The sequence below is a fragment of the Pedobacter sp. AW31-3R genome (assembly GCF_052180285.1).
Lineage (GTDB): Bacteria > Bacteroidota > Bacteroidia > Sphingobacteriales > Sphingobacteriaceae > Pedobacter.
This window is the reverse complement of record NZ_CP197475.1, coordinates 96,849-111,319: the sequence shown is the minus strand read 5'-3', so window position 1 is coordinate 111,319 and position 14,471 is coordinate 96,849. Positions and strand designations below refer to the sequence as shown.

Genomic DNA, 14,471 nt, shown 5'->3' with positions numbered 1-14,471 from the left:
ACACAGATTAGGGACTATTGGAAATAAAAAACACAGCCTGAAAAATAGCTTTGTTTTATGCAAATCCAGAATTATAGCTCTACATTATCAGGTCGTTTGACGGTCGCTTTCATCGTCGCCTTGTTATCCTTGAACACTTCTTTCGCCCAGCAGCAAAAGTCGCTGGCCTATGAGTGGAAAATTGACAACGCTGCAGATCAGCGCAGCGCAGCGGAGACGAATTCTGCCGGAAAAGTAAAAGTTACTTTTCTGCTGATCAACAAAACCGGAGCATCCATTTTGGGAACAGACTGGGGCATTTACCTGAATGCGGTAAAAAAGCCAAAGCTTAAACCCTCAACCGCATTAATGTACGATATTAAACAGATCAACGGCGACCTCCATTATATCTATCCCAATAAGAATTTCAGGGAATTGGCACCGGGGGGAACCCATGAAATGGAATTCATCATCCCTGATATCAGAAACTATACAGAACTACCTTCAGGCTTTTATCTGGTAAAAAAGGACAATCCGGAGAAAGGATTTCCACTGACGGATCTATCTGAAAAACCAGGAACCATAGAACCCGCAATTGCAAAGACCAGTTTTTTAAACAATACCAAAATTCAGGACCTAAAAGAGGAGAAGCTGGTCCGGGTTTTTCCAACACCAGTAAGCTATAAGGAAGTAAAAGGTACTTTTGAAATCAACAGTAAAACAGCGATTATTCCCGATCATGCTTTCTCCGCAGAAGCCATACTTCTACAGAAAGACCTTCAGAACTTACTGGCAGCGCAGCTGGTGGTCGATGAAGCGCAAACTGAAAAAACAGCCCTGAAGAGGAATGGAAACAAGAACACCATCATTCTTCGGAAAGACACTGCACTGGGAAAGGCATATACATTGAATGTTTCAGCACAGCACATTGTGATTTGTTCAGGCGAAGTCTCCGGCATATTTTATGGTATCCAATCGCTGAAAACTCTCCTTGATCCGGAATATTACACGAACAGATCTCAAAAAATAAAAGTGCAGGGAGTAGCGATACTTGACTCCGCAAGATTTCAGCACCGTTCCTTGTTGATGGACGTAGCCAGAAATTTTCTTCCCAAGCAGGAGGTCATCAAAACACTGGATTTAATGGCCCTGTATAAATTGAATGTGCTGCACTTCCATTTAAACGATGATGAGGGTTGGAGAATTGAAATTCCGGGATTGCCGGAATTAACTGAAATAGGCTCCAAAAGGGGATATACCACCCAGCCACACCAGATGTTACCTCCATCCTATGGCTCTGGCCCTGATGTAAACAATCCAGCTGGCAGTGGTTTTTACAACAGGGCTGACTTCAGGGAGATTCTGCAGTATGCCACAGCCCGCCACATTAAGGTCATCCCGGAAATAGAAACCCCGGGACACGCCAGGGCGGCAATAAAATCTATGGATGCACGGTATGCCAAATATATTGCTCTTGGGGATACCGCCGAGGCAAACCGGTATTTGTTACGCGACCTGAACGATAAATCGAGTTATCGGTCTGTTCAGGGTTGGAATGATAATGTCATCAATGTAGCAATGCCATCCACCTACCGGTTTTTGGAAAAGGTGACCACTGAAATCGTAAAAATATACCGTGAAGCAAATGCACCGTTGGAAACCATACACATGGGTGGGGATGAAGTTCCGGTAGGGGTATGGATCAATTCGCCCCTGGTGAAGAATTTACAGCAGGCAGAGCCCACATTAAAGGATGCTGACGATTTATGGCGCTATTATTTCAACAAAACAAATGATATCCTGAAAGCCCACCAACTGTATTTATATGGTTGGGAAGAGGTAGACCTTAAACATATCATGGTTGCCGGGAGGAGAAAACTGGTACCGGACCTGCTCCTTCAGGGAAAGAATTACCAGGTTGATGTATGGAACAACATTATCGGCACAGGAGCTGAGGATTTGGCTTACCGCCTTGCAAACAACGGCTTCAGGGTGGTCCTTTCCAATGTCACGAATATGTATCTCGACATGGCTTACAACCAGAGTTTCAATGAACATGGCATGAACTGGGCAGGATTTGTGGACATAGATAAGCCTTTTAATTTTATTCCATTCGATTATTATAAAAGTATAACTGAGAATGAAATGGCTGAACCTGTATCACAGGAATTCTTCAGGAACAAAGATACCCTTCAGGCCGTCAACAGGAAAAACATTGCCGGGCTTCAGGCAGCATTATGGAGTGAAACAATAACGGATACATTGACTTTCGAATATTTACTCCTGCCAAAATTGCTTGCTTTCGCAGAGCGTTCATGGGCACAGCATCCGAAATGGGCATCGGAACAAACCCATACGCTGAACTCTGCTTTATATCATAAAGCCTGGTCTGAATTTATCCATGTCACAGGAAAGAGGGAGCTGCCAAGGCTGGAGCATTACCATAATGGCTATTCTTACAGAATTCCTGAGCCGGGTGTATGGCTGAAAGAGGGCTCCATACACGCGAATGTCCAGTTTCCTGAGATGATCATCAGGTATACGACGGACGGGTCTGTACCCGATGAAAATAGTAAGATTTACAGTCAGCCAGTTACTGAGAGGGGCACATTATCCTTTAAAGTATTTACAAAGACAGGCCGTTCAGGTAAAACAGTCGTCATCGTAAATCAGCCCTAATGTGAATGTCAGCAAATTCGGAAGCTTTAACTGAAACGTACAACACACAAAAAAGAATGATCAGCATGTGAATGCCAGCAAATTGGGAAGCTTTAACTGAAACGTACAATACATAAAAAAGAATGATCAGCATGTGAATCCCAGCAAACTGGGAAGCTTTAACCGGGCTGAAACAGAAATGCAGAGCCGGTATACTAATTGAGCTTTTTGCTGATCAGTTCATTATATACGGCAATACGATGCGTTCTTAGTTTATAGGGTATCTTTTCCTTACTATTGCTCTTCTGAAAACCTATGGCCTGTGACTCTTTTACAGGCATATGGCAATCTATGCAATTTTTTGTCAGCAGTGCTTTATCCTTCGCTGATAATTGTTCGTGCTTAACCTCCTGGTGGCAACTGATACATTTCTGGGCATATATTTCCATACTCAGTTTCACCCCGCTGTGTGCATCATGACAGGTGATACATTCAGCTTTACCTATTTTATAACAGGCACTGGCCTCAAGCAATTGCTTCTGTTTACCATGGACATCTGCATCTTCCCCAGTGTAAGCATTGTATTGTGGCAGCGTTTTAAGGGTATCTCCAGGTTTAAAGGAGAAGGTGGAAGTTAATGTTTGCAATGCTGTCCCGGAATGGCAGACACCACACATATCGACCCTGCGACTTAGGGCGAGGGAACGGTAATTCACCATATAGACAGCTTTCTTCTCCTTTGGATTGGCTTCATGGAAGGCTACATGTTTCGCTGCCGGGCCATGACAGCGTTCGCAGTCTATACCCGCGATCAAAGACCCTTTTACAAATTCCTCTTCCATGTTAAAGTTATCGGTCTGAACCAATTTTTTATCCACGTAAGAACTGTGACATTCGAGACATCGTGCAATAATTGGTCTTCCGAAATAAATCTGGTCCGTAGGAAAACCAGGGCTGTTTACCCATTGGCGTTCTTTGGTCAGGTAATTCAGGGGCATCTGCATCAGCTTATTTCCATACCAGAAGGCGAAAGTATAGGCACTTTTCCCGGCTCCAAAAACAACATCAGTATGTTCTGCCTTCATATCCCGTCCATTCACTAAAGCAATCTGGTAGAGTCCGCTATCGCGTCTTTCCACACCTACTTTGGTATTTTCATTAAAGAGGAACTCACCGTCAGGTACAGAAAGACTGTCTATGGAATTGGGTTGGGATAAAATCCTTGAAGCATTAAAATGGGCATTGTGGAGGTAAGAATCCTCGATATTCCTGTGGCATTTCACGCAGGTTGAACTTCCGGCATAGGCAGGGCCCCTGCTATCTTTTTTTTCCACTTTAGTGCATTGTACAATGACAATGACAAAAGCAGCCAGGATAATAAATACGATTAAAAAACGTCGCAGGCCCATACAATACTTTGGTTAGATAACTCTATAATCTATTCCTAATGTAATCAAATGATTTGATAAATGAAGCTTTGTCGTTTTTACCCTGTTTTCTTTTTATTTGTATCTCCAGATGATCTAAGGGAGCCTCCAATGGTGATCAAATAAACAAAGACGCCTGCAGGTGCTTAACAGTTAAGCACCTGCAGGCGTAGAAATCATAGAGGGTACTAGAATAAGAGATATATTTTAAATCCAAGGTTATTGATAAACCCCTGAGAAGTTAAGTTGAAGTTCGTGGCTTTTCTATTACTTTCATAATTATTTGAGGGACTTGTCTCTTCTGTCTTACTGTAAATAATATTTGCAGACAATAAATTGGTTTCAAAGGCGAACCTTTGGGAAACGAACCATGTCAGTCCACCATAGGCACCCACACTGTATTCATTTTGCTTTAAAGTATTATACGGACCAGTAGGATTCAAACTCTCGATCTTCTGATTGAAATATCCAACCCTACCACCTGCATAGGCATATAGTTTTTTCAGGAGAGGATAATACTGCTGATAGTTAACATTTCCCCCATAACTTTTTCCATCCGCATAATTTCCATTATTCGATTCAAAGTCATATTTACTGTAAGAAAACTCAACCCCTAATTTTGCATTGTCTTTAATAAAGTTGCCATAACCCAGGGTAAAACTGTTCGTTTTATCTTCATTAGAACCAGTTAAAGAGCCACCAGTGTAGTTCGTTTTAGTCTTTGTAAGGCTAACACCCAGACCTAACGCACTGGTACCTTTCGTTTGTGCATATCCACCAAAGGATAATGTGACCGCAATAGCGATTAATAATTTTTTTTTCATTTTTTGTGTGATTAAGCTATAAACATAAATAAAACTATCAATAAATGATATTTAATTAACACTTAAAATTCAAAAAAAACATTATATTCATAAATAAAACTTACACACAGTATAAAAACAGTAGTTAAGCAATATACTTGTTACATTAAAAAGACACGACATCCCCTACATATCAGCAAATTAATACAATTAAACACTTCTCCTGGTTAAGTTTTAATAACTTAAAGCATTTTAATCCCTATGAAAAACCTCACAAAATAAATTTTTTCAATCATTTGCTTTACTAACAAATTTTTTCAAAAACTGTACAAAATACACCCATTTATCTAACTGGTCAATTTTTAATAACAGCAGTAATATGCGGACTGGTATTTTACATCCCTTATGATTGTTCTGTTTGGCCATTAACAACGATTAAGCTATTCCCTGCAATAAAACCAGGCACACAATCCCACATTACACTGAAAATGAAACGATTGACCTTTCATTTATTAAAAGAAATCATAAATTATATTATTTTTACCTCAGGAAAGAACAGTGGGATGAATTAGCGTACTTCCTTGATTTTTCAATAACCTGAGATAAGAATGATAAAAAATATAATTACATATGGGTTGATTTCCGGGATAATCATATCATGCTGGCAGGTGTACAGTATTGCTGCCTGTTATAGCCGGGGGGATTTTGATGGCAATATTTTGCTGAGTTATTTTATTTTCATACTGGCTTTCTTATTGGTATTTGTAGCGGTCAGAAATTATAGGGACAAGTACAATGACGGCATCATTAGTTTCAGCAAGGCCTTTAAAATAGGGTTATTTACTGCACTTCTGACTTCAACTATATATGCGGTGGTATGGGTGGTTGACTATTATGTGTTTATCCCTGATTTCATGGATAAATATTCCGCACATGTCATTCATCAAACACAGAACAGCGGTGCCAGTGCTGCCGAGATTGCAGCGAAAACAAAGGAGATGAACATGATGAGGAAAATGTACGACACCCCTGTTATGGTTGTGCTTTTAACTTATATGGAGGCCTTTCCTGTGGGGCTAATCATCTCAGTGATCGCAGCCCTGGTGTTAAAACGAAAGAAAAAATCCGGATATAAACCTGAGCCTCTTTGAGAGACAAACCAGGAAAAACATCCTGGTTTGTCATTTCATTCATGACCATTGAAATTTAATCTTCAGGTTTTTCTCTCGGATCTGCCATCCTTACAATCCTAGGCTCAAACTTAGCCAGCACATCTACCAGATCATGCTGCGCCGCCATGACTGTATGGATATCTTTATAAGCCATTGGCGCTTCATCCATATCGCTTCCCATTAGGGTAATCCGCTTTTCAATAAGATTAGCAGCAATATCAGCCTTATTAAGGGTCTTAAAGGCGGCGCTTCGGCTCATTAACCTGCCTGCACCATGGCTCGCAGAATTGATACTTGCGGCATTTCCCTTTCCACGAACCAGGAATCCCGGGGTACTCATAGAACCAGGGATGATACCGAGCACCCCCTTCCCCGCCGGAGTTGCCCCTTTCCGGTGTACGATGACATCAGTTCCATTGGCAAGTTTTTCCTTCCAGGCGAAATTATGGTGATTTTCCACTTGCACCATAGGGTTAAGCCCTAAGGCACGCGCAATTTTGTTATGGATCTCATGGTGGTTGGCACTGGCATACTCACCGGCAAGATTCATCGCGATCCAATATTCCTGTCCCTCATCTTTGTCAAGGTCAAGCCAGGCCAGGTGTTTCGCTTCCGCTGGCAGTTTTGTTTTTGTCATCGCAATCCTGCTGTAATGGTCCGCAATAGCACCTCCAAACCCGCGGGAACCGGAATGCGACAATAATGCCAGGTATTTTCCGGCAGGAACACTTTCCAGGGCTCCCTCAGCAATAGTCAGCTCGCCCCATTCCACAAAATGATTCCCAGTTCCGCTTGTTCCAAGCTGTGCATAAGCTTTATTTTTCAGTGCGCGTATCACCCGAGTTTCATTCCATGCTGCACTATCAAATAATGAGCTGTCAAAATATGATTTGGTAGTACATCCCATACCAAAATAGGTATGGTCGACCAATATATTTTTTAACTTATCTTTTTCTGTATCTACAGTTTCAGCTGGAAGCTCGAAAATACTCAAACACATCCTGCAGGCAATATCTACCCCAACAGCAAAAGGAATAATGGTATTGGCGGTTGTGGCCAGTACGCCTCCAATTGGCAAGCCATAACCCTGATGGGCATCTGGCATCAGGGCTCCCTCCACAGCGATAGGCAATTGTACCGCTGTTTTCATCTGTGCCAGGGCTCCCACTTCAATATGCTCCAATCCCCAAACCGGGAAGTCTGCTATTTCCTCCTTCAACTTAAAATTGCTGCGCTCCTGTTTTAAAAACTTGCCTTCTCTACGCATAGCAAGGATACCATCAGCAAGATTCTTAAACTTTCCGCCTTTTCTAAGCGCATAAGGCATCGGATCATCAATCAATGCTTCCAGATTAGCCAGTATTTCAGGCTTAGCCATTACGCCATGTTTAAGCAGGCCATTCGCCACACGGCTAAAACTAACCAGCATTTCCAGTTCGTTTATCCCCAGTTCCTTCAATTCATTATTACTGATCTTTTCTTTTTCCATGATCGTTTTTATTATTTAACACCACAAAGAAAGATCGGTTCTGCGCAACGTATTTGCGCAGTGAAAAATAATTTATAAATTCATCAAAATAATTTTTATCCCATGCCTGTTAACCGCAATGCCCTCATCCGTTACCGTACAATTGACCAGTGTTTACAGAACAGGTTCAGGAAATGGTCGCTCGACGACCTCATTGACGCCTGCAGCCAGGCCTTATACGAATATCAGGGCATTGATACCGGCGTAAGCCGAAGGACTATACAGGGTGATATGGAAATGATGCGGAGCAACAAACTGGGGTATGAGGCACCTATTGTGGTGGTGGATAAAAAGTATTACACCTATAGCGATAAAGATTACAGCATTACCAACAGCCCGTTAAATCAGCAGGACATGCAGGTATTGACTGAAGTCTCAGATCTACTTAAACAATTTAAAGGGCTGAACCATTTTACGGACCTGAACGAGATGGTGAGTAAACTGGAAGATAAAATCTATTCCCAGAAAACACATGCCCATCCTGTGGTGGACTTTGAAAAGAATGACAACCTGAAAGGACTGGAATGGATCGAGGTGATTCGCAAAGCCATCGTAGCAAAGAAAACAATTTGTATTACCTATAAGTCTTTCAAAGCCAGGCAGCCGAGTACATTTTGTTTCAGCGCTTACCTTCTTAAAGAGTACCGCAACCGCTGGTTTGTATTGGGGATGCAGCATAAACGGAATTCCAACATCATGAACCTTGCGCTTGACCGGATAGAAACCGTAGAGGAACACCAGGAAAACTACCGGGAAAATACGACCCTTGACCTGGCTACTTATTATGATAATTGTATCGGGGTAACAAAAACTCCGGGACAGCGGGATTGCGAAGTTATTTTCTGGATAGATAATGATAACGCACCTTATGTGATTACAAAACCACTTCATCACACCCAGAAGTTACTGGGCGTAGCACAGGATGGGAAGATTTTTAGCATTAAAGTGATATTGAACTTTGAGCTGGAACGTGAATTACTGGGTTTTGGCGCTAAAATCCGGGTGTTTGGTCCAAGAATACTGGTTAAACAGATCAGAAAACAGCTGAAAAAAACACTGGATCGATATGAAGTGATCAAGGCTGAAGAGGAAGACGAATGGGATATAGATTAGTTTTTTGCCGTGGAGTACATTAAATCTGTTTTCATGTGTCCCTAAAGAGAGGCTAAGCCATGATCAAAAGTATAATTTCAGCATCTGTCACGCAGATTCTGTTATTGGACCGCCATAACATGCGCCAGCAAATTTGCTAAAGACAAGAAACTGCTATTTTAAAATTTTTCTGCCATTATTTTTCACCAGATATCCTGAAACAGCAGGTTTTTCTTTCCTTTCAAAACAAAAAAGCAGATCATTGCTGAATTATAGCCAAACAGCATGTAATTTCCTTTCAAAATTGAGTATTTACCAAACAAATTTTGATATTTGATAAGGCTATCTTAACGTCTTAAAAATGGTATTTGCAGTATGAGCGATGAATTAAAGGCATGGAATGACTTTCGATATGGTGATGAAACAGCCTTAAAGCTTATCTTCAATACTTATTATTACCCTCTTTTTAATTACGGACATAAGTTTACCCCGGATGACCATATTATTGAAGATGTCATTCAGGACCTGTTTATCAAGCTTTGGTCAGACAGGGAAGTCATCAAAGAGACCAGTTCCGTTAAAAATTACCTGTACAAGGCATTTCGCAGACGACTGATTCGAAAACTGAACTATGCACCAAAAATAATGGGTTTTCCAATGATGGAGGAGAAAATTCAGTTTGATATCGAACTTGGGCACGACCACAGCATGATCAGCCAGGAACGCATTCATAGTATTCAGCATAAACTCAGCGCCGCATTGGAAAAAATGACACCGCGTCAGCGGGAAATTATCCACCTGCGCTATTATGAAGAAATGGAATTCGAGGAAATAGCCGAAGTCCTGCAGCTATCTGTTAAAGATACCTACAAATTACTTTACCGTGCCATCGATTCCCTCAAAAAACATCTTCCAAGATTCGATTATCTCATCATATTATACCTTCTGAAGATCTCCAGGATCTAGCTCACGTTCAAAATTGCTTCTTGTATACATTTTTGCCGTACACAAGCCGAATTCACCTCAAATAAACTCGCCAGTCTTCTGTGATTTACTCTTTTTACCTGATTCAATGAGTTGGAATAGGATGATTGTGAAAAAAAATAAAAAAACTTTAAGATGAGTGGGGTAAAAATCAAATCCCATGTATATATAACAGTAATAAATCATGAATAATTTGGAACTATCGGATTACAGCAGCTACGAAACCCTTAATTTTTTCGAGGATGCCCGCTTTATTGAACATATTTTACATCCTGACACCGCCAGTGAGGTGTATTGGACTGAAGTATTGGCTCGTTATCCTGAAAAAACAGAAGCATTTGAAGAAGCCAAACACTGGATACTGATGCTTCGTCAGCAGCCCGTGTATACCCCTTCAGGGGATAGTGAAAAATCATGGAATACCATCCAGTCAAAAATCAACAGGAACAACCATCTGGAAACTAAATATTATATACCGCTCAGACGTGCCTCAAAATGGACAGCATCTGTTGCTGCACTGTTGTTTATCTTTTTCTTCCTTACGGAGCTGATGAACCTGGGCAAACAGGATTTCCAGTCAGGATACGGACAGATGCGGAGCATTAAACTTCCGGACGAGTCGGTCGCCATCCTTAATGGCAATAGCCATATCCATTATGTCAGAGGATGGAGTTCTGATCAGCCAAGGGAACTGTGGATGGAAGGTGAAGCATCCTTCTCTGTGAAACACGTGGCCATTAAAAACAGGTTCCAGCAGGCAGACACCTTTAAAGTTCATGTGAATGGCCTTCAGCTCACTGTTTTGGGTACGCAATTTAACGTAAAAAACAGGCGTGGACAGACAGAAATTGCCTTGCTCTCCGGTAGCCTGAGAATTGAAAAACAAGGAGCATCTGCTTTCTCCAGACTGATGAAACCGGGCGATATTTTTATCTATGATGGCCTTCAGCTCCAAAAAGGCGATGTACGCAGAACAGCAAAAGCGACACAATCATGGACCAGGAAAGAGCTGGATCTCGATGGCTATACATTAAAGGAAATTGCCAATATCCTGGAAGATACCTATGGTTATAAAGTCACCATGAACGTACCTGACCTGGAGAACAAAAGGTTATCAGGAACGATCCCGTCGGGCAGTGCAGAAGATATCCTCTTTGTTATTGAAAAGATTTTCGATGTGAGCCTGATTAAAAACAAGAATCAATTAACCATAAACCATAAAACCGACTAAATGAAAAGAAAACTACTCATCTTATTTGTTTTACTAGGCTGTACAGGACTCTGGCAGACAGTCCTTGCGCAGGAAAAAATGAGTCTCCAGAAAGCCCTGACTGAAATACAGAAAGTGTACGGCACTAAATTCTCTTACCAGGAAGAACTTGTGAGGGACATCAAGGTAAGCTTAACACTTCCGCTCAATCGTTCACAGCCGGTAGAAGGCGTATTAAAAAAAATACTGTATCCCAATCGTTTATTGTTCCTGTATGTGCAGGAAAACTATTTTACAGTAATCCGTGACAACCGTGCTGAGGAAGCCCAGGCAGAAGAAGACAATAGAAATATACCTGAACCGAATTACCGGACGATTACCGGGAAGGTGACCGACAGTAAAGGCAAGCCTATAATCGGCGCAACGGTTATTCCTGAAGGATCTGCCATCAGGCAGGGAGCAATAACCAACAGTGATGGTCAATATGTACTCCGTTTACTCCAGGAAGCAGATGCAATTGTATTTACCTATCTCGGCATGGTGCCAGAAAAGGTAAAACTGGACAAAGGCAACATCGTGAATGCAAGATTGGAAGACGAAGACAATATGCTGAAGGAAGTCGAAGTTGTATCTATAGGTTATGCAAAGATCCCTAAGGACCGTGCTCCAGGATCCTACGGCAAAGTCACAGCAAAAGAGATCAAGGAAGTTCCTGCTGTAAATATATTGGAAAAACTGGAAGGCCAGGTTCCGGGCGTACAAATAGACCTGAAACAAAATACCATCCGCATCCGCGGGAACAATAGTTTTGGCTCTTCAACCCCAAGATCTCCCTTAATTGTAGTGGATGGATTTCCGGTAATGGAAACGGATGACCGGGCGGGTAATTTATCAGATATGGTATCCGGAACGACAAGTGGCGGAGCTATCCTGAACCGTTATAATCCTGAAGACATTGAAAGCATCACCGTGCTTAAAGATGCCGCTGCATCTTCTATCTGGGGAGCAAAAGCTGCCAATGGGGTAATCGTTATCGAAACAAAAAAAGGAAAAATAGGTGAGCCCACCATAAACTTTGGGCTGAACCTCAGCTTGTCTGCTCCTGCAGATATTAAAAAACTCCAGGTGATGAACAGTGCACAATACATTGACCTGGAGCGTGAACTTAAAGATCTGGGTTTTGTGGTCGATAATTATCAAAAACAGGACTGGCAGTCATTTAACAGTAACCGTCCTCTTGGGGAGGCGCTGGAATGGATGTTCAAAGTAGACAGAGGAACAGCAACTGCGGCACAGCGGGACGAAGCACTGGCACGTTTAGCTAAAATCGACAACCGTGATCAGATGACGGACCTACTTTTCCAACGTGCAGTATCTCAGCAATACAACCTCTCTTTCTCTGGTGGGTCTAATAAAAGCACTTATTATATATCGACCAATTATACGAAAGATATCCCAATCATGAAGGCCAATAAGGGAGAGAGTTTCTTTATCAATTCAACGATCACAAATAAACTTTTCAACGACAGGGTAAACCTGAATATGGGATTAAACTATAATTATTCAACCAGCTTGAGTAATCCGGCTGCCTCAAACACCATCGGTTCCAGCTCCCTGTCATTGAGACCATATGAATTATTACAGGATGAAAATGGAAATAACATTCAACGCTCTATTCGCTTCAGAGATGAAGTGAATCAGGAGTTTCAGGATAAGGGCTATCTGCCATGGACCTATTCTGCTCTGGATGAACTCGATGCAATTAACTATAATTCGCAGTATAACCGCTTTCGCTTCAATGCAGATATCAATACAAAAATTACCGACGGGGTTACCTTTAGTGTCCTTGGATCCTTGCAGCGCAACATTGAAGATACGGAAAATATCAGCCGGCCGGAAAGCTATTATGTCCGGGATATGGTGAATTATGGAACGACAGTCAATACCAATACAGGAAGACTTATCTATGGGGTTCCAAATGGTGGGGTAGTCCAGCTCAAGAATTACAATGGCTGGGAATATAACTTACGCTCACAGGTGAATGCAGATAAAAATATAGGCAATCTGATTAATCTGACCATCCTTGCTGGTGCGGAGATCCGCCAGACCAGGTACCAGTCTTCAGAACAAACACGTTATGGTTTTACGGAAAATACCTACTCCAATCTGATCATCAATCCTACTATTCCCTACGAGAATGTGGAAGGCTGGACCTCTATGTTTTCTAGCAGCGATGTATTGAAGAAAAGTATCACCAGGGCTATGTCTTATTATTCCAATGCTGCAGTATCAGCATTGAATGGCAAATATGTACTGTCAGGAAGTGTACGTTTCGACGATTTTACCTTAACAGGAGCAAAAAGAAATCAACGCGCAAAACCATTATGGTCTACCGGTATAAAATGGAATGCCAAAATGGAAAGTTTTGTTAAGGACATGAACTGGCTTAATGCATTGGATTTCAGGCTTACTTATGGGATTACCGGCACCCTACCCACAGGGATAGGAAGTTATGTAAGAATGAATACCAGTACAGACAATCAAACGAATGAACCTATTGGCACTATTGATAGTCCGGCAAATAACCAGATCTCCTGGGAAAAGGTTAAAACGTTCAATTTTGGAACCGACTTTTCCATCCTGAACAACAGGCTTACTTTTAATATTGATGTGTATAATAAGAGGACATCAGATATCCTCTATTACCTTCCATTTAATCCGACTTATGGCTGGACAAACCTTCAGTTCAACAGTGCGAGCATGAAAAGTAATGGTTTTGAACTGGGGATGAAAGCAGACCTCATTAAACAGGGAAACTTTGGCTGGACAAGTATGTTCAACTTCTCCTATAATACCAATGAAGTGACAGATAATCGATTTATAAAAAACACATCTTTTACTCTTGTTAGCGGAAGTACACCTACAGTAGGATTACCACTAGATTACATGTATGCCTATCGTTGGGCTGGCCTTGATGCCAAGGGGCAATCCCAGATCTACAACAAAAATGGGGAAATCGTTAGTGCAGCTACAGGTAATAATACACTGAGTGCGGATGACCTTGTTTACCAGGGAAGAACTACGGCACCGTACTTTGGGGCTTTTAACAATAACTTCCGGTATAAAAACTTCAATCTTGGTGTACGCATAGCCTACTCCATGGGTAATGTATTGCGCCGTCCTTCGGCTCAAAATTATCCTGATTATGCTCCTTACCAGGGATTAATTGGTGCCCAGTCCGATCTTGCTTTGCGCTGGAGACAACCGGGAGATGAAGCGATAACGAATGTTCCAGGCCTGAAAGATATTTCCTATAACAGTATCAACAGGTATATCAATTCAGATCTGCTTACCATTAGCGGTAGCCATATCCGTCTGCAGCAGATCACCCTGGGCTATTCGGCACCATCAGCATTACTTAGAGGTACTCCATTTAAATCGGCGAACATCAATGCCAGTGTAAGGAACCTTGGCTTAATATGGCGTAAGAATAAAGATGGGATAGATCCAACTTATGTTTTTACGAATAACTATTCCAATCTTCCTCCTGCCAAGTCCTTCTTTTTAAGTATCAATACTTCATTTTAACACAAGAACCACAGTAATCAAAAGCTTAGA

9 protein-coding genes are annotated in these 14,471 nt (G+C 41.7%); 6 read left to right on the top strand and 3 right to left on the bottom strand.

What is annotated here, in order from left to right:
- Positions 1-57: 57 nt before the first annotated feature.
- Positions 58-2,658: a family 20 glycosylhydrolase gene (locus tag ACSBL2_RS00480; protein ID WP_442589712.1), complete on the top strand. Its 2,601-nt coding sequence runs from the start codon at positions 58-60 to the stop codon at positions 2,656-2,658.
- Positions 2,659-2,852: 194 nt separating this feature from the next.
- Here the strand turns inward: ACSBL2_RS00480 and ACSBL2_RS00475 are convergent, their stop codons facing one another.
- Positions 2,853-4,046 carry a multiheme c-type cytochrome gene (locus ACSBL2_RS00475; protein WP_442589711.1) on the bottom strand — a complete coding sequence of 398 codons (1,194 nt, stop codon included), beginning with the start codon at positions 4,044-4,046 and terminating at the stop codon, positions 2,853-2,855.
- Between the two features lie 206 nt (positions 4,047-4,252).
- Positions 4,253-4,888, bottom strand: coding sequence for an outer membrane protein (locus ACSBL2_RS00470; RefSeq protein ID WP_442589710.1), 636 nt, complete (start codon positions 4,886-4,888; stop codon positions 4,253-4,255).
- A gap of 587 nt (positions 4,889-5,475) precedes the next feature.
- On the opposite strand from ACSBL2_RS00470, the gene ACSBL2_RS00465 reads away from it, so the two are divergent.
- Positions 5,476-6,018 carry a DUF4199 domain-containing protein gene (locus ACSBL2_RS00465; RefSeq protein WP_442589709.1) on the top strand — a complete coding sequence of 181 codons (543 nt, stop codon included), beginning with the start codon at positions 5,476-5,478 and terminating at the stop codon, positions 6,016-6,018.
- Positions 6,019-6,073: 55 nt separating this feature from the next.
- Here the strand turns inward: ACSBL2_RS00465 and ACSBL2_RS00460 are convergent, their stop codons facing one another.
- Positions 6,074-7,528: an RtcB family protein gene (locus tag ACSBL2_RS00460; protein ID WP_442589708.1), complete on the bottom strand. Its 1,455-nt coding sequence runs from the start codon at positions 7,526-7,528 to the stop codon at positions 6,074-6,076.
- A gap of 102 nt (positions 7,529-7,630) precedes the next feature.
- Between ACSBL2_RS00460 and ACSBL2_RS00455 the strand changes: the two genes are divergently transcribed.
- From ACSBL2_RS00455 to ACSBL2_RS00440, 4 genes are all read left to right on the top strand, one after another.
- Entirely contained in the window at positions 7,631-8,680 is a 1,050-nt protein-coding gene (locus ACSBL2_RS00455; RefSeq protein ID WP_442589707.1) for a helix-turn-helix transcriptional regulator, read from the top strand.
- A gap of 354 nt (positions 8,681-9,034) precedes the next feature.
- Entirely contained in the window at positions 9,035-9,625 is a 591-nt protein-coding gene (locus tag ACSBL2_RS00450) for an RNA polymerase sigma factor (protein ID WP_442589706.1), read from the top strand.
- Positions 9,626-9,827: 202 nt separating this feature from the next.
- Complete coding sequence (locus ACSBL2_RS00445; RefSeq protein WP_442589705.1) at positions 9,828-10,874, top strand: FecR family protein; 1,047 nt, start codon at positions 9,828-9,830, stop codon at positions 10,872-10,874.
- Positions 10,875-14,441, top strand: a complete 3,567-nt coding sequence (locus ACSBL2_RS00440; protein ID WP_442589704.1) for a SusC/RagA family TonB-linked outer membrane protein — start codon at positions 10,875-10,877, stop codon at positions 14,439-14,441.
- Positions 14,442-14,471 lie beyond the last annotated feature (30 nt).

Coding starts and splice junctions, on each gene's coding strand:
- ACSBL2_RS00480 (WP_442589712.1), top strand. CDS start 58: ATGCAAATCCAGAATTATAGCTCTACATTATCAGGTCGTTTGACGGTC.
- ACSBL2_RS00475 (WP_442589711.1), bottom strand. CDS start 4,046: ATGGGCCTGCGACGTTTTTTAATCGTATTTATTATCCTGGCTGCTTTT.
- ACSBL2_RS00470 (WP_442589710.1), bottom strand. CDS start 4,888: ATGAAAAAAAAATTATTAATCGCTATTGCGGTCACATTATCCTTTGGT.
- ACSBL2_RS00465 (WP_442589709.1), top strand. CDS start 5,476: ATGATAAAAAATATAATTACATATGGGTTGATTTCCGGGATAATCATA.
- ACSBL2_RS00460 (WP_442589708.1), bottom strand. CDS start 7,528: ATGGAAAAAGAAAAGATCAGTAATAATGAATTGAAGGAACTGGGGATA.
- ACSBL2_RS00455 (WP_442589707.1), top strand. CDS start 7,631: ATGCCTGTTAACCGCAATGCCCTCATCCGTTACCGTACAATTGACCAG.
- ACSBL2_RS00450 (WP_442589706.1), top strand. CDS start 9,035: ATGAGCGATGAATTAAAGGCATGGAATGACTTTCGATATGGTGATGAA.
- ACSBL2_RS00445 (WP_442589705.1), top strand. CDS start 9,828: ATGAATAATTTGGAACTATCGGATTACAGCAGCTACGAAACCCTTAAT.
- ACSBL2_RS00440 (WP_442589704.1), top strand. CDS start 10,875: ATGAAAAGAAAACTACTCATCTTATTTGTTTTACTAGGCTGTACAGGA.